This window comes from Trebonia sp. (assembly GCF_049794275.1).
Lineage (GTDB): Bacteria > Actinomycetota > Actinomycetes > Streptosporangiales > Streptosporangiaceae > Trebonia.
The window spans coordinates 1-15,506 of sequence record NZ_JBARCR010000632.1; the positions used below are offsets into that span (position 1 = coordinate 1).

The 15,506-nt window shown below is 69.3% G+C and carries 19 protein-coding genes, 1 tRNA gene and 1 pseudogene; 7 read left to right on the top strand and 14 right to left on the bottom strand.

The features are described 5' to 3' along the window. The first annotated feature begins 135 nt into the window (after positions 1–135). Together WA805_RS16885 and WA805_RS16890 are read left to right on the top strand one after the other, a co-directional pair. A complete protein-coding gene (locus tag WA805_RS16885; protein WP_425242817.1) occupies positions 136–1,083 on the top strand; it encodes an ABC transporter substrate-binding protein in 948 nt (315 codons plus the stop codon). A 60-nt stretch (positions 1,084–1,143) separates the two neighbouring features. Continuing rightward, positions 1,144–2,619 (top strand): cation:proton antiporter, encoded by a 1,476-nt coding sequence (locus WA805_RS16890; protein WP_422288819.1) that lies wholly within the window; start codon positions 1,144–1,146, stop codon positions 2,617–2,619. Positions 2,620–2,632: 13 nt separating this feature from the next. Here WA805_RS16890 and WA805_RS16895 read toward each other — a convergent pair. The 10 genes from WA805_RS16895 to clpS form a co-directional block, all read right to left on the bottom strand. Continuing rightward, positions 2,633–2,715, bottom strand: a tRNA-Leu gene (locus WA805_RS16895). 35 nt (positions 2,716–2,750) lie between these two features. Next, positions 2,751–3,221, bottom strand: a complete 471-nt coding sequence (gene bcp, locus WA805_RS16900) for a thioredoxin-dependent thiol peroxidase (protein ID WP_425238661.1) — start codon at positions 3,219–3,221, stop codon at positions 2,751–2,753. A 171-nt stretch (positions 3,222–3,392) separates the two neighbouring features. Beyond that, positions 3,393–4,028 carry an RdgB/HAM1 family non-canonical purine NTP pyrophosphatase gene (rdgB, locus tag WA805_RS16905; RefSeq protein WP_424559621.1) on the bottom strand — a complete coding sequence of 212 codons (636 nt, stop codon included), beginning with the start codon at positions 4,026–4,028 and terminating at the stop codon, positions 3,393–3,395. Next, the gene (rph, locus tag WA805_RS16910) at positions 4,021–4,740 is read right to left on the bottom strand and encodes a ribonuclease PH (protein WP_422276062.1); all 720 of its coding nucleotides are present in this window, start codon (positions 4,738–4,740) and stop codon (positions 4,021–4,023) included. The genes rdgB and rph overlap by 8 nt, the downstream gene beginning before the upstream one ends. A 9-nt stretch (positions 4,741–4,749) precedes the next feature. Then, positions 4,750–5,505 (bottom strand): MBL fold metallo-hydrolase, encoded by a 756-nt coding sequence (locus WA805_RS16915; RefSeq protein ID WP_422288816.1) that lies wholly within the window; start codon positions 5,503–5,505, stop codon positions 4,750–4,752. A 68-nt stretch (positions 5,506–5,573) separates the two neighbouring features. Then, positions 5,574–6,521, bottom strand: coding sequence for a PLP-dependent cysteine synthase family protein (locus WA805_RS16920; protein WP_422276066.1), 948 nt, complete (start codon positions 6,519–6,521; stop codon positions 5,574–5,576). A gap of 34 nt (positions 6,522–6,555) precedes the next feature. Beyond that, on the bottom strand, positions 6,556–6,831 hold the full coding sequence (locus tag WA805_RS16925; RefSeq protein ID WP_422276068.1) for a MoaD/ThiS family protein: 276 nt from the start codon (positions 6,829–6,831) through the stop codon (positions 6,556–6,558). Between the two features lie 58 nt (positions 6,832–6,889). Continuing rightward, positions 6,890–7,297, bottom strand: a complete 408-nt coding sequence (locus WA805_RS16930; RefSeq protein WP_422276070.1) for a Mov34/MPN/PAD-1 family protein — start codon at positions 7,295–7,297, stop codon at positions 6,890–6,892. A gap of 25 nt (positions 7,298–7,322) precedes the next feature. Then, on the bottom strand, positions 7,323–7,916 hold the full coding sequence (locus tag WA805_RS16935) for a DUF2017 domain-containing protein (protein WP_422276072.1): 594 nt from the start codon (positions 7,914–7,916) through the stop codon (positions 7,323–7,325). Positions 7,917–7,950: 34 nt separating this feature from the next. Further along, entirely contained in the window at positions 7,951–8,172 is a 222-nt protein-coding gene (gene clpS / locus WA805_RS16940; RefSeq protein ID WP_422276076.1) for an ATP-dependent Clp protease adapter ClpS, read from the bottom strand. Positions 8,173–8,365: 193 nt separating this feature from the next. Between clpS and WA805_RS16945 the strand changes: the two genes are divergently transcribed. The 5 genes from WA805_RS16945 (at position 8,366) to WA805_RS16965 (ending at position 13,786) form a co-directional block, all read left to right on the top strand. Next, positions 8,366–9,664 carry a nicotinate phosphoribosyltransferase gene (locus WA805_RS16945; RefSeq protein WP_425242818.1) on the top strand — a complete coding sequence of 433 codons (1,299 nt, stop codon included), beginning with the start codon at positions 8,366–8,368 and terminating at the stop codon, positions 9,662–9,664. A 72-nt stretch (positions 9,665–9,736) separates the two neighbouring features. Beyond that, a complete protein-coding gene (locus WA805_RS16950; RefSeq protein WP_422290605.1) occupies positions 9,737–10,204 on the top strand; it encodes a YbaK/EbsC family protein in 468 nt (155 codons plus the stop codon). A gap of 378 nt (positions 10,205–10,582) precedes the next feature. Continuing rightward, a complete protein-coding gene (locus WA805_RS16955) occupies positions 10,583–11,143 on the top strand; it encodes a nicotinamidase (protein ID WP_422290606.1) in 561 nt (186 codons plus the stop codon). Between the two features lie 139 nt (positions 11,144–11,282). Next, the gene (locus WA805_RS16960) at positions 11,283–11,699 is read left to right on the top strand and encodes a DUF3224 domain-containing protein (protein WP_422280957.1); all 417 of its coding nucleotides are present in this window, start codon (positions 11,283–11,285) and stop codon (positions 11,697–11,699) included. Between the two features lie 104 nt (positions 11,700–11,803). Further along, the gene (locus WA805_RS16965) at positions 11,804–13,786 is read left to right on the top strand and encodes an ArnT family glycosyltransferase (RefSeq protein ID WP_425242819.1); all 1,983 of its coding nucleotides are present in this window, start codon (positions 11,804–11,806) and stop codon (positions 13,784–13,786) included. Between the two features lie 17 nt (positions 13,787–13,803). Here the strand turns inward: WA805_RS16965 and WA805_RS16970 are convergent, their stop codons facing one another. The 4 genes and pseudogenes from WA805_RS16970 to WA805_RS16985 all read right to left on the bottom strand — a co-directional run. Beyond that, positions 13,804–14,211, bottom strand: a complete 408-nt coding sequence (locus WA805_RS16970; protein ID WP_425242820.1) for a PIN domain-containing protein — start codon at positions 14,209–14,211, stop codon at positions 13,804–13,806. After that, positions 14,198–14,437 carry a DUF6364 family protein gene (locus tag WA805_RS16975; protein ID WP_422280951.1) on the bottom strand — a complete coding sequence of 80 codons (240 nt, stop codon included), beginning with the start codon at positions 14,435–14,437 and terminating at the stop codon, positions 14,198–14,200. The genes WA805_RS16970 and WA805_RS16975 overlap by 14 nt, the downstream gene beginning before the upstream one ends. Positions 14,438–14,491: 54 nt before the next feature. Further along, entirely contained in the window at positions 14,492–15,142 is a 651-nt protein-coding gene (locus WA805_RS16980; protein ID WP_422280949.1) for an acetate uptake transporter family protein, read from the bottom strand. A gap of 113 nt (positions 15,143–15,255) precedes the next feature. Further along, positions 15,256–15,506, bottom strand: a pseudogene (locus WA805_RS16985) (ATP-dependent helicase); the annotation flags it as partial.

Genomic DNA, 15,506 nt, shown 5'->3' on the forward strand with positions numbered 1-15,506 from the left:
GGCACGACTGGTCTCAGGTGAGGGGTTTCCTTGGGGGGTACGTGGTTTCGCGCGGCGTGCGCCGCGGCGGCTGTCGCCGCGCTGGCGGCTGGCTGCTCTTCCGGTGGCGGCTCGGCCGCGGCCGGAAGCAACACCATGTCCGCCCTGTCGATCGGCCCGGCGGAGAAGACCACGCTGAACGTCGGCGTGGTGCCGGCCATGGACTCGGCGGGCTTCTTCGTCGCGCTGCACGAGGGCCTGTTCGCCAAGGAAGGCCTGACGATCAACTACACGCCCGCGGTCAGCAGCGACACGGTGATCGGCGCCCAGCTACAGGGCCAGCTCGACATCACCGGCGGCAATTACGTCTCCTACATCCAGGCCGTGGCGGAGAAGCACGACCCGTTTGAGGTCATCGCCGAGGGCTCGGTCATGCAGCAGGGCTCGCAGGTGATCTTCACCATGCCCAAGTCGAACATCAAGACGCTCGCGGGTCTCAAGGGCCACGTGCTCGGGGTGAACGCGCCGGAAAACATCGACTATCTGCTCGACGTGTCGGTGCTCTCCGAGAACGGGGTCAACATGGACTCCGTCAAGTTCCCCGCGCAGCCAATCCCGTTCCCCGCGATGGCCGGGGAACTGTCGTCGGGCAAGATCGACGCCGCCACCATGCCTGAGCCGTTCGCCAGCATCGCCGAGCAGCAGCTCGGCGCCGTCACGCTCGCGGACCTGAACCAGGGCGCCACCCAGGAGTTCCCGATCGAGGGGTACGTGGTCACCAAGGCCTGGGCGAAGGCCAACCCGAACACCTTGAGGCGGTTCCTCGCCGCGCTGGAACAGGGCCAGGCGATCGCCGACACCAACAGGGGCGCCGTGGAGCAGGCCTTCGAGACCATCAAGGGCGGCGCCCCGGACGGACAGGTGCCGTCGAGCATCGCGGCGCTCATGGCGCTCAACACCTACCCGATCGGCATCGACCAGGCGCGACTGCAGCGCGTCGCTGACGTCATGCACCAGTTCGGCCTGCTGCCGAACCGGTTCGACGTCGGCGACATGCTGATGCCCGCGTCCGACTTCGACTTCGCGGCGTTCTCCTCGTCCTGACGAAAGACCGGTAAGGTGCAGGAAGTGTGATCGCTTCCCGCGGCCGGCAATGAGCCGGCAATGACAGGCACCGACGAGTTCGGGCTCGTCGTCCTGGTGATCGGCCTCGTGGGAACCGGCGCGGTGCTCTCTAACCGGCTGAGCGCGCGACTGCGCGTCCCGGCTCCCGCCTTCTTCCTCATCTGCGCGAGCGTGGCGGCGCAACTGTGGCCGCGGGTGACGCTGCTGCAGTTCACCACGGTCACGCGGGTCGTCTCCGTGGCGCTCGCGATCATCTTGTTCGACGGCGGGATGCACATCGGCTGGCGGCGGTTCCGCACCGCGGCGGCCGCGATCGTCTGGGTCGGCGTGGCCGGGACGCTGGTCACCGCGGCGGGTGCCGCGGTAGCCGCGCACTTCGTCGCGGGGATGGGGTGGCGGCTGTCGCTGCTGCTCGGCACGGCCGTGGCCGCCACCGATCCGGCCGTCGTGTTCTCGGTGTTCGGGCGCCGGGAGATCGCCGGGCGCACCGGGGTCCTGCTGGAAGGAGAGTCGGGCGCCAACGATCCGGTGGGGATCGCCCTGCTCGCGGCGCTGCTCGCGGCGCACGGCAGCGCCGGCGCGGTCGGCTGGCACATCGTCACCGAGTTCGTCCTGCAGATGGCTGTCGGCACGGCCATCGGAGTGGCCGGCGGCCTCGCGCTGCTGACGTTCATGCGCCGCGTCCCGCTGCCCAGCGAGGGCTTGTACTCTCCGCGGGTGCTGGCCGGCGTGCTGGTCATCTTCGGCCTCGCCGTGGTCGCCCGCGGGTCTGGGTTCCTGGCGGTCTTCGTGGCCGGGATCCTTATCGGCGACGAGCCGGCGCCGTACAAGCGGGAGATCGAGCGCTTCCACTCCTCGCTGGCCAGCCTGGCGGAGATCGTCGCGTTCGTCCTGCTCGGCCTCACCATGCGGCTGTCGGCGCTCGGCAGCGCGGGCGCGTGGTCGGCGGGACTGGCGATCGCGGCCCTGCTCGCCTTCGTGATCCGCCCGGTGCTCGGCGGGCTGGTGTCGCTGCCGGTCCGGCTGACCCGCAGGGAACGAGTGTTCTTCCTGTGGACCGGCCTCAAGGGCGCGGTGCCGATCCTGCTCGGCATGATGATCGCCGGCTCGGGCATTCCCGGCGCGGTCAGGGCCTACCAGGTCATCTTCGTCATCGTCGGCTTCTCGGTGACGGTCCAGGGCGGCCTGGTGCCTACGCTGGCGCACCGGCTGGGCATTCCGCTGCGGACCGTGGAGCCGGAGCCCTGGTCGCTGGGCGTCCGGTTCAGCGAGGAGCCCGAGGGGCTGCACCGCTATCACGTGGTGGCCGGCTCAGCGGCTGACGGCAGCGCCGTCAGCGAACTGCCCTTCGGCGAGGACGTCTGGGTCAGCCTCATCGTCAGGGACGGCAACCTGGTCACGGCCGCGGCCGACATGACCCTGCGGGCCGGCGACGACGTTCTCGTTCTCGCCGAACCCGACGAGGCCCCGGCCCTCGACCGCATGTTCACGGCGCCCAGGCCGGCCGACGGCTGACGGTGTCGTTTCGTGCGGGCGGGGGGATTTGAACCCCCACGGTGTTGCCACCAACAGGACCTAAACCTGCCGCGTATGCCATTTCGCCACGCCCGCGTGGCCGTGCCTGACCGGAGGATACCCGTCCGCGCCTAGACGCCGAGTTCCTTGCGGAGGCGGTCGACGTGGCCGGTGGCCTTGACGCCGTAGTACGCGTTCTCGATCTTGCCGTCCGCGCCGACGACAAACGTGGAGCGGATCACGCCCATCGTCTTCTTCCCGTAGTTCATCTTCTCGCCGTAGGCGCCGTAGGCCTCGTGCACCGCGCGGTCCGGGTCGGACAGCAACGGGAACGTGAGGTGCTCCTTGTCGCGGAACTTCTGCAGCTTCGCCGGGGCGTCAGGGGAAATGCCGAGCACGGTCATCCCGGCCTTGCCGAAGTCCGGCAGGCTCGCGGTGAAATCGCAGGCTTCCTTGGTGCACCCGGGCGTCATGGCCGCCGGGTAGAAGTAGACGACCACCTGCTGACCGCGCAGCGAGGACAGCGACACCAGGTTGCCGTCAGCGTCGGGCAGGGTGAAATCCGGTGCCTCGTCGCCAGGCTCGAGCCGCACTCCGGTCATGAGGCCCTCCTTGCTCGCGCGGTCATGGGCAGACAGCCCACGCTATCGCACCGGACGAGTAGTGGCGGTGTGGCCCACACCGCCAATAGGTTCGCACCTGTGGGCCACACCGCCAATTAGCGTCGGCGGCTGGTGGGAGGAGTGGGGTAATCGGGGCGGGAGGGTGGTGCGCTAGTGGACGTGGGCGGGGATGAGCTCCGCTAGGGCGCGGAAGGCGCGGCCGCGGTGGCTGATCGCGTCCTTTTCCTCCGGGGCGAGCTGCGCGGTGGTGACCGACATGCCGACCGGGACGAAAATCGGGTCGTAGCCGAAGCCGTTGCTCCCGCGCGGCGCCCTGGTCAGCTCGCCCGCGAGCACGCCCGTCGTGGTCCACTCGCGCCGGATGCCATCCGGTATCTCCGGGACCGGCGGCAGGACCAGGGCGGCCACGCAGACGAACTGGGCGCCGCGCGCCGCGACGTCGCTGAGCTGGCCGAGAACCAGGTCCAGGTTGGCGCGGTCGTCGCCGTGCTTGCCCGCCCAGCGGGCCGAGAACACCCCTGGCATGCCGTGCAGCGCGTCCACGCAGAGGCCGGAGTCGTCGGCGACCGCGGGCAGGCCGGTATAGGCGGCGATCGCGTGGGCCTTCAGCAGGGCGTTGTCGGCGAACGTCAGGCCGGTTTCCGGGACGTCCGGGGCGCCGGGGAAGGCGTCGAGGCCGGTCAGCCTGTCGGCGAAGCCCGCCGCGGCGAGGATGCGGGAGAGCTCGGCGACCTTGTGCTCATTGCGCGTCGCGAGCACGAGGCGCGGATCTGCAGGGTCAGCCACCCAGCGCCTCTGCCTGCAGGCGGCCCAGCTCCGCGCACCCGGCCGTGGCGAGGTCGAGCAGCTGGCCCAGCATCGCCCGGCCGAACGGCTCGCGCTCCGCCGTGCCCTGGATCTCCACGAAGTCACCGGTGCCCGTGCAGACCACGTTCATGTCGGTCTCGGCGGCGGAGTCTTCCTCGTAGCACAGGTCGAGCCTCGGCTCGCCGTCCACGATCCCGACGCTCACCGCGGACACCGAGGCGACCAGCGGGGAGCCCTTGCACCGCCCGCGTTTCTGCAGCCAGGCGATCGCGTCGACGAGCGCCACGTAGCCGCCGGTCACTGCGGCGGTCCTGGTGCCGCCGTCGGCCTGCAGCACGTCGCAGTCGATGATGATCGTGTTCTCGCCGAGCGCCTTGTAGTCCACGCAGGCTCGCAGCGACCTGCCGACGAGCCGGGAGATCTCCTGAGTGCGGCCGCCCAGCCGCCCCTTGACCGACTCCCGGTCGCCGCGCGTGTTGGTCGCCCGGGGCAGCATCGCGTACTCGGCGGTCACCCAGCCTTGCCCGCTGCCCCGCCGCCAGCGCGGCACCTCCTCGGTGGCGCTCGCCGCGCACAGCACCCGTGTCGCGCCGAACTCTACGAGCACCGACCCCTCGGCGTGGTCCAGCCATCCTCTGGTCAACCGCACCGGACGCAGTTCGTCCGCGGTCCGTCCATCTGGTCGAGACATGCCGGCAGCCTATCGCGCCAGGTTCAGCACCTGACCCGGGACGGCCATCGCGAGCTTGCCGTCGAAGACGGCCGCCGCCTCGGCGAGCGCGTCGTCCGCGCCGTTCCACGGCTGCAGGTGCGTGAGCACAAGCTCGCCGACACCGGCCCGCGCCGCGTACCCGGCCGCCTGGCGCGCGGTCAGGTGAATGTCCGGCGGCAGGTCAGGCTTTTCGAGGAAGGCCGCTTCGCACAAGAAGACATCGCAGTCGCGGGCCAGCCGCGCCACCGCCTCGGTCTCCCCGGTGTCCCCGGAGTAGGCGATCGTCCGGCCGCCGTAGGTAAACCGGAAGCCGAACGTCTCCACCGGATGATTCATGGGGACGGTGGTCACGTCGAACGGCCCGATCGAGAACGACCTCGCAGCCAGCGTCTCGAACGAGAATCGCTTCATCAGCCCGTCGGCATCCCCGTCAGGGCCGTGGATCAGCCCGATCCGCTCCCGGGTACGCGCCGGCCCGTAGACCGGGATCACCGGCTGCGGGCCGGCTGGCGAGTACGTCCGTGCGATCGCGTACGAGTACAGGTCAACGCAGTGGTCGGCGTGCAGATGACTCAGGCAGACGGCGTCCACGCCGAAGAGCGCGGCGTGCTTCTGCAGCGGGCCGAGGGCCCCGTTGCCGAACTCGACGACGAGCCGGAAACCGTCCGCCTCAAGCAGGTAACAGGAGGCGGCACTGTCCGGCCCGGGAAAACTCCCCGCGCAACCCACCACCGTAAGGCTCATGTGGTGCACATGCACATCGTATGTGATGCACGTGCAGGTGCACAGTGCACGTTATATCGCGAAGCGATTTAAGCCCAGAGCTGTCCCTCAAGGCGCTCCTCGGCCTCGTCGAGCGTGCCGCCGTAGGCGCCGGTGGACAGGTACTTCCAGCCGCCATCGGCGACGAGCACCACAATGTCGGCGCGTTCGTTCGCCTTGCACGACTGCGCCGCCATCGCCAGCGCCGCGTGCAGGGCGCAGCCCGCTGAGATCCCGGCGAAGATGCCTTCCTTGCTCAGCAGTTCGCGGGTCCGCTGCAGCGCGTCCTCCGACGACACCGAGAACCTCGTGGTCAGCACCGACTCGTCGTACAACTCGGGGACGAAGCCCTCGTCCACATTCCGCAGGCCGTAGACCAGCTCGCCGTACCTGGGCTCGGCGGCGACGATCTTGACGTCGGGGACGTGCTCCCGCAGGAACCTGCCCGTTCCCATCAGCGTGCCTGTCGTGCCGAGGCCCGCCACGAAATGCGTCACGCTCGGCAGGTCGGCGAGGATCTCCGGGCCCGTGGTCTCGTAGTGCGCGCGGGCGTTCGCCTCATTGCCGTACTGGTAGAGCATGACCCAGTCCGGGTGATCGGCGGCAAGCCGCTTCGCCACCCGGACGGCCTCATTCGATCCCCCGGCGGCGGGCGAGGTGAAGATCTCAGCCCCGTACATCCGCAGGATCTGACGGCGCTCCTCGCTGGTGTTCTCCGGCATCACGACGATCAGCTGGTAGCCGCGGAGCTTCGCGATCATCGCCAGCGAGATGCCGGTGTTCCCCGAGGTCGGCTCCAGGATCGTCGAGCCGGGCCGGAGCAGGCCGTCCTTCTCCGCCTGCTCGACCATGAAGAACGCGGCGCGGTCCTTCACCGATCCTGTCGGGTTGCGGTCCTCGAGCTTGGCCCACAACCGCACCTCGTCCGACGGGGACATCCTGGGCAGGCCCACCAGCGGGGTGTTCCCGAGGGAGGCGAGCAGTGAGTCGTAGCGCATCGAAACGGGCCCGTTCGGGAGAAAATGTTTCTTATCAAGCCCCGCCAGCGACAGCCGGCAGGACAGTGACCGTGTCACCGTCGGAAACTGGGGTCTTCAGGCCGCCGAGGAAGCGGACATCCTCGTCGTTCAGGTAGACGTTGACGAACCGGCGGAGGTTCTCGCCGTCGACCAGTCGCTCGCGCAGGCCGCCGTGCTCGGCGTCCAGGTTGGCAAGCAGTTCGTCCAGGGTGGTCCCGGACCCCTCCACCGCCTTGGCGCCGCCTGTATAGCTGCGCAGAATCGTCGGAATGCGAACCTCAATGGCCATGAACAACGCTCCTCAGTGAACTTCTAACGTCTTGGTTGGAACCCGGTTGCGGGTCGGATCATTCCGTGAACGTGACCGGTTCCTCGGTGACCTGACCGTCGACAATCCGGTAGGACCTGAACTCAGTTTCCGACTCATCCCGTGTAGATACTAGGACGTAATGAGCCTGCGGCTCGCTGGCGTATGAGATGTCCGTGCGCGACGGGTACGCCTGAGTGGCCGTGTGGGAATGGTAGATCACCACCGGCTCCTCGTCCCTGTCGTCCATTTCGCGCCACACCTTGAGCTGCTCGAGGGAGTCGAAGCGGTAGAAGGTGGGGGAACGTTCTGCGTTCTGCATGGGGATGAACCGGGCCGGCCGGTCGCTGCCCACCGGGCCGGCGATCACGCCGCATGCCTCGTCCGGGTGGTCCCTGCGGGCGTGGTCAATGATCTTCGCCTGAAGGTCACGGGAGATCGTCAGCATGATCGGTGAGATTACCCGGTCGGCTCTACCTGTCCAGCGCGCGGACCAGCGACTCCTGCACGGCGCCCAGCCAGCCGTAGACCTCGAACGCGGCGACCTTCGGGTCGTCGGGGGCGAGCGCGGCGAGCTGTTCCTCGAAGTCCTCGGTCACCTCGAGCCGTACCCCGAACATCAGCCGCACGTCGTTCAGCGCCCGCATCCAGTCCCTGGCCTGGTCGCCCGTGAGCCTGACCCGGCCGCCGGAGGGCGGCAGCGTGTCGAGCAGGGTCTGTGCGAAGTACTTCTTGGCCTCGCGCAGCGACGACTCCGTGTACTTGCGGAACTCGCCCGCCGCCTCGGGATCTTCCTGGTAGGCGTCGGGCAGCAGCCGGGCGAGCACCGGGTCGTCAGGGATGGACGGCGCTTCCGCGGCTTCGGCCGCTTCGACGGCCTCTGCCAGCAGCCTGTCCAGGTCGTCGGCGGTGCCTCCTGGCGCTCCCGGCCTGCCGGCTTCGCCGGGCCTGCCGGTTTCGCCGAGCAGGTCAAGCACCGGGATCACGAGCGTGCGCAGCAGCGTCGCCTCGCCTGGCGGCAGCCAGACGCTGACGCCGCCATCCCTGGTGCGGCGGAACATCTGCATCTTCTCAGTCTTCGGGTGGTGGGTGGACTTGCGACTAGTGGTCCTGGCGGACCGTGGCCCATAGGCCGTAACCGTGCAGCACCTCGACGTTGTGCTCCATGGACTCCCGCGTGCCGACGGCGACCACGGCCTTGCCCTTGTGGTGCACGTCGAGCATCAGCTTCTCCGCTTTCGGCCGGGGATACCCGAAGACGTGCTCGAACACGTAAGTCACGTAAGACATCAGGTTCACCGGATCGTTCCAGACGATGGTCATCCACGGCTTGTCCGGCACCGTCTCATCCGCTGACAACGGCCGATCTAGCTCAGCGGGCGCCACGCTCACTCGTACACACCTCCTTGTACGTAGTCTTCCATCTGTGACCACACCGGCGAACAGTGAATCCGATGGTTCTTCGGCTGACGGCCTCACAGGGACCGCCCTGCTGACTGACCACTATGAACTCACCATGCTCCAAGCCGCACTGCACAGCGGCGCGGCCCACCGCCGGGCGGTGTTCGAGGTATTCGCCCGCCAGTTGCCGCACGGCCGCAGGTACGGAGTCGTCGCGGGCACCGGGCGGCTGCTCGACGCAGTCGAGCGGTTCCGCTTCGGGCCGCAGGAACTGGCCTTCCTGCGGGACAGCGGGATCGTGGACGAGACCACGCTCCGTTACCTGTCATCGTATCGTTTCGGCGGAAACATCTGGGGATACGCGGAAGGGGACGTGTACTTTCCCGGATCGCCCATCATCGTGGTCGAAGGCACGTTCGCCGAGGCGGTCCTCCTGGAGACCCTGGTGCTGTCGATCATGAACCACGACAGCGCCATCGCCTCCGCCGCCTCCCGGATGGTGACCGCGGCGGGCGGCCCAGGCGGGCGGCCGCTGATCGAGATGGGCTCCCGGCGCACGCACGAGCGCGCCGCGGTGGCGGCCGCCAGGGCCGCGTACATCGCCGGGTTCGCCTCCACGTCGAACTTGGGGGCCCGGTTCTGCTACGGCGTCCCGTCGAGCGGGACCTCGGCGCACGCCTTCACCCTCGTGCACGACAGCGAGCGGCTCGCGTTCGAGTCCCAGCTCGCCTCGCTGGGTCCATCCACGACACTGCTGGTGGACACCTACGACGTGGCTCGGGCGGTGCGTACCGCCGTGGACGTGGCGGGCACGTCGCTCGGCGCGGTGCGGATCGACAGCGGCGACCTGCCCGCGCTGGCGGTGTCCGTGCGTTCGCTGCTCGACTCCCTCGGCGCCACGTCCACCAGGATCATCCTGACGGGGGACCTAGACGAGTACTCGATCGCCGGCCTGGCGGTGGCGCCGGTGGACGGGTACGGGGTGGGCACCTCGCTGGTCACCGGGTCGGGCGCGCCGACCGCGGCGCTCGTGTACAAGCTGGTGGCCAGGTCGGACACCCCGCTGGAGGATTCCGCGACGGCGGGACCAATGGACGTCCTGCGGCCGGTCGCGAAGCGGTCGGTGGGCAAGCCGGGGCGCGGCGGCCGCAAGTGGGCCGTCCGGCACCGCGGCCCGGCGGGCGAGGCCGTGACCGAGCGGATCACCCTGGCGCCGCCCGACCCGGGCGCGTCGGACCGGGTGCTGCTCCGCGAGCTCATCAGGGACGGCAAGATCGTGGGGCGCGAGCCGCTGGCGGCCGCGCGTGACCGGCATCAGGCGGTGCTCGGCGAACTGCCCGGCTACGCGCTGCAGCTCTCCCGCGGCTACCCGGCCATCCCGACGATCTTCGACCGCGACGGCGAGGAGGACTGACCGGGTCTGGGCCTCACCTGGCGGGCGAAATGCGTTCGCGGCCGGCCCCGCGGTATCGGTAGCGTGGCCGGCATGGCAGTCGATTTCTCTAAGTTCGCTGACGTGCTCAAGTCGCTGGGTGTCGCCGGCGAGGTCCGGGAACTCCCCGAACCGGCGCCCACCGCGGCCGCCGCGGCGCAACAGCTCGGCTGCGAGGTCGGCGCGATCGCCAACAGCCTGGTGTTCGACGCCGACGGCGCCCCGCTGCTGGTGATGACCAGCGGGGCGCACCGGGTGGACACGTCGCGGGTGGCATCCCTGACCGGTTCAGCCGCCGTGGCGCGGGCCGACGCGCGCTCGGTGCGCGAGTGGACCGGCCAGGCGATCGGCGGAGTCGGGCCGGTGGCGCATCCCGCGCCGATCCGGACGCTGGTGGACACCTGGCTGTCGAAGTACGACGTCGTGTGGGCGGCGGCCGGGCATCCGCACACGGTGTTCCCGACGTCTTTCGACGAGCTGATCCGGATCACCGGCGGCACCGCCGCCGACGTGGGCCCTTAGGGGGCCTTAACGGCAAAGGTCCGTGCATCGTCCTCTCCGATAACTAGCGAGGTACGGAAAGGGGCTGCCGCCATGATCGTGGGTCGATCTTGAAGCCGCCTGCTCCGTGTCCACTCTTGCTGTGACGTTCCCGCCTTCAAGGGTTGCAGTGCTGAAATCCTTGCCTGGCCCTCCGGGACGCCCCGCCCGGGAGGGCGCGGCAGCCGGCCTGAGCCCGCTGATTTCATGATCACGAAAGAAAAGTTTGTGCATAGGAGATTTTTCTTTCGTGATCATGCTGAGCGTCGCGGCTGAGGTCCTGCCAGACCCGGCCGCGGTGGACTCTGGCCCTTCAACCTGTAGGTCCGCGTCAGCTCGTTCGCACGATACGGTTAAAGCGTGCGCGCGCTCATCATCGTCGACGTGCAGAACGATTTCTGCGAAGGCGGCTCCCTGGCGGTCGCCGGCGGCTCCGCGGTGGCTCGCGGAATCAGCTCGCTGCTCGCGTCGTCCGGCCACGGCTACGATCACGTGGTCGCCACCGAGGACTACCACATCGATCCCGGCAGCCATTTCGCCGCCGAACCGGACTACGCCCAGTCCTGGCCGCCGCACTGCGTCGCCGGGTCGCACGGCGCGGAACTGCATCCGGACCTGGACACCAGGCCGATCGAGGCGGTGTTCCGCAAGGGTCAGCACGCCGCCGCTTACAGCGGCTTCGAAGGCGCCGACGACCAGGGCACGCCGCTCGCTGACTGGCTGCGCGCCCGCGACATCGACGAGGTCGACGTCGCCGGGCTCGCCACCGACTACTGCGTCCGTGCGACCGCGGCCGACGCGGCGAAGGCCGGCTTCCGCACGAAGGTCCTGCTCGGGCTGACCGCGGGTGTCGATCCCGGCACCACGGCCGAAGCCATCGCCACCCTGCAGGACGCCGGCGTCGCCGTCACTCCCGCTTAAGACCCGGTTTGACTGAACGTAACCTCAGGTAATACCGGCGTGGTTGCCGATCCGCGGCGAGTCCTGAAGACTTGCCTGTGACAGGCGCGTGAGGCCACGCCAGTCCGCGCGCTCGATCGGGGCTCATCCAGGGGCAGACATGAGCATTTCGGACGTCAGCAAGACGCGGGCGGAAGCCGTCATCACGGTGCATACGTACCAGCCCGCCTCCTACGAAACACCGGCCGACGGGCCGTCCCTCACGCGCATCCACGTGGAGGAAGCGTTCACCGGGGACATCGAGGGCGCTGGCGTGGTCGAGTTCCTGCAAGCGGCACGAGCCGACGGTTCGGCGAGCTTCGTCGGAATCGAGCGGGTCACGGGTGCCGTAGCGGGCCGCACCGGAAGCTTTCTCCTGCAGGACTCGGGCACCGTGACCGGGAGCGTTGTGGCGGGCGACTGGTTCGTGGTGCCCGGCTCAGGCACCGGCGAGCTGGCCGGCCTGCGCGGCGAGGGCGGATTCCGCGCCAACCTCGGCGAGAACGCCGACGTGCACCTCGACTACTGGTTCGACTAAGCGCCGCCGGCATCCCGCGTGGCGGGATCAGCGGAGTAAACCGGTCGTTAGGGACATAGTCAGTAGCCTGATGCCGCGGAATCCATGCCGTCAGGAAGGCTGTCATGTCCGACCAGCCGTACTCCTCCAGTGACCCGCAGGGCGGGCGCGACCAGCAGGCACCATCCGCGGAAGAACCGGCACTCCAGGCCGCGGAAGAGCCGGAGCCCGCGCAACCGGCTCGAGACTGGCCGGCACCGTGGCCGCGCCGCGCCGCGCTCGTTCTCATCGCCGCGCTGGCAGGGCTGTCCTACGGCTGGGCCAGCAGCCAGGACACGATCGAGTTCTATTACGCGGCCGCCGTCCGGAGCATGTCTGTCAGCTGGCACGACTTCATCTTCGGCGCCTTCGACCCGGCGGGGACGATAACCCTGGACAAGCTGCCGGGAGCCTTCTGGATCCAGGCTCTGGCGGTGCGTGCCCTGGGCTTTCACACCTGGGTGATCATCCTTCCCCAGGTGGTGGAAGGGGTGCTCACGGTGCTCGTGCTCTACCGGGCGGTGTCCCGGCTGGCGGGGCCGGCCGCTGGGCTGATCGCCGCGCTGATCGCCGCGGCCAGCCCGGCGACGGTGGCGCTGAACCGGGGGAACATCTCCGATTCGCTGATGATCCTGCTGCTCGTGCTGGCCGCCGACGCGGTATCGGCCGCCATCGCGACCAGGGAAGAGCACGCCAGGCGCGCGCAGGCCTTGCTCATCCTGGCCGCGTTCTGGGTCGGGCTCGCCTTCCAGGCCAAGATGATCGAGGCGTGGCTGCTGCTGCCAGCCCTTGGCCTGGCGTACCTGCTCGACGGTCCCGGACCGCTGGGCAGGCGCGTCCGCCAGGTCGCGGTCGCGGGCATCCTCGCCGGGATCGTGTCGCTGGCGTGGATGACGGCGGTCACCCTCGTCCCGGCGGCGAATCGCCCGTACGCCGACGGCAGCAGCGACAACTCCGTCTACTCGCAGGTCTTCGTCTACAACGGCTTCGGCCGGTTCGGCGATCAGACCCCGTTGCAGCTGCTCGCCTCCCAGCTCGCGCCCGACCAGATCATCCCCATCGCGCCATCGGGCGCCAATCGGCTATTCACAGGAAACCTTGGCAGGGACACCGGCTGGCTGCTGCCCGCGGCGTTCGCCGCCGTCATCTGGGGGATTGCCAGCCGCTGGCGACGGCCGCGAGGGGACCGCCTGCGCGCCTGTTTCGTGCTGTGGGGAGCGTGGCTGCTGATACTGGCCGTGACGTTCTCGCTGGCGACCTTCGTCCAGACGTACTACACGGCCGCTCTCACCCCGGCGATCGCCGCGCTCCTGGCGGCGGCTGCCGTATCGGTCCTCGCTCCCCGCCTTCCCGGCGAGAACCGCCGCCCTGGCGGGAACGCGGCCCGCCGCGTCGGCCTCGCGATCGTCTCGGCGGGCACCACCGCGTACGCGGTGTGGCTCGTCCCGGCTGACGGCGCCCATGTCCCCGGCTGGCTGGTCCCGGCCATCATCGCGGTCGGCGCCGTCGCGATCGTGGCCATCATCGGCTCGACGCTCATCGAGCGTGCCGTGCTGGCCACCGTGGCCCTCGCGTCCGCGCTGGTCGCCGCCCTCGTGGCGCCCGCCGTGGCGTCCGCCGGCCTGACAGCACACCACGAGAGCGCCTTCGACGCGCCATTCGAGCCCACGCGGCTGGCCGCCGTGATCGCCTCGGCGCCGGCCAAGCTAGCGAAAATCCAGCAAACCATCCCGCGCCTGCAAGCCGTGCAGGCCAACGCTCCCGACCTGCTGGCCGCGCAGAGCTCCTACATCGCGGCGGTCTTCATCTACACCAGCGGCCTCGAAGCGCTCCCCATCGGCGGATTCACCGGAACTATCCCGTCGCCCACCCTCGCCCAGCTTAAGACCGACATCGCCAGCCACCAGTTCCACCTGGTGCTGGCCCTGTCCACCAAAGACCCGCGCATGCGGTGGATCGCCACCCACTGCCGCGACCTCGGCCCCCGGACGTTCCTCTGCATCGCTCCCAACGCGGCAGCTAGCTCGGCAGCTAGCCCGGCAGAGCCGGGGCAGCCTGGCTCGCCGTGACAGGTAGTCCGCTTGCCTCAGCGGAACGGGTTGGTAACGCGGACCCCGCCGTAGTCCTGGCCGTCGTCGAGGTCTTCGGACAAAACCTGGGTGCAGCCCGCCGCGCGAGATGCCTCGATAATGGCGGCGTCCCAGTAGGAGAGCTGGAAGCGCTGGCGGGCGTCCAGGGCCGCCAGCATGATCCCGCTGGTGAGGTCCTGGACGGGGAAGCGCCGGAACGACTCGATGAGCAGGACTGCCTGCTGGTGACTGATGGCGTCCCGGCGGCTGGCCCGGGTCGCCTGAACGTAGAACTCCTGGAGTACCTGCACCGACAGTGCCAGGTCGCGCTCACCCAGGAGGTCGTTGGCGCGCTTGGCCTTGTCCTGCTCTGACGGGTCGCGGGATATCGCGTAGAGCAGGACGTTCGTGTCAACGAACCGCACGATCATGCACCTCGTCGCGGTCCAGCCGGTCAGCGGCGCGGAACACGCCGATCCCGGACTGGACCTCGCGCTGCAGCGTCTCGAGCCTGGCGAACTCGTCCATCCGGCCGGATAGCTGCTCAAGGTAGGCGACGACTAGCGCGCTAACCGAGGTGTCACGCTGCGCGGCAGCGACCCGCGCATTGCGGTATACGTCATCGGGAACAGAGACCGTGAGGTTCTTCACAGTTTCACAGTGACACGATTTCCGTGCCATAGTCTCCCGCGACCCGCTGACGGCTCAGTCGTGCAGGACCGGCCTGCCGAGCGGGACCGGCCGGCCACCGGTCGCGATGGTCGCGGTGTTGAAGTACAGGTACACGCCGATGGCGGCGAACACCAGGACCACGTACCCGGCGGCCTTCAGCAGCCCGGTGGATGTCTGGTTCACCCCGAGGAACACCAGCAGCAGCGCGATGTCCACCAGGAAGAACACCGCCGTGAAGGCCAGCGGCAGCCGCAGCATCGCTAGCGTGAGCATCACCATCACCACGAGCCAGGCGACCAGGAACAGTTCCTGTGCGGCCTGCGCCGAGGCCGGCGCGACGCCGAACCAGTTATGGGTGAGACCGATGACGAGCACGGCGTAGCTGAGCCAGAACCCGCCGAAGATGCCGAACACGCTCGCTACGGCCGTCTGCCCCAGCGACGCGCTCCAGATCGTCGCCAGGAACAGGCCGATCGACGTGGCCGTGAGGATGATCGGCAGCGCCGCCCCGATCGCGGTTGCCGGGACCACTCCCACCAGGGCCAGCCCGAGCGAAACCGAGCCCGCGACGAAGCACGGCAGGCCGAGCGCCGCCGGGTCACCGGTCAGCGGTCCCGGCGTGGCGGCAGGCACGGCTGGGGGTTCCTCGCGCAGCGTGCGGGCGGCGGATGCGTCAGCGCTCATCACTTCACTCCTTCGAGTTGAGCACCCGCGATAGCGGGTTAATGCATCCGTACGCCGAGGTCCGCCTGCCCGTGTTCTCACTTTGAACCAGTGCCGTCTGAGCAGCGCCAGGATCAGCGCCGGGACAGGGCCCATTTCCTGATCATCGCGATCCGGTCGCGGATCTGCTCCGCGGACGCCTGCGGGATCGCCGGGCCGCCGCACGCCTGCCGCAGCTCGGCGTGGATCACCCCGTGCGGCTGTCCCGTCCGGTGGCTCCAGGCACCGACCAGGCCGTTGAGCTCCTTGCGCAGCGCGGCCAGCCCTTCGCGGCTCACGGTAGCGGCCGGTGCCGACGGAGCCGGCGCCGGCGAAGCCGCGGGGG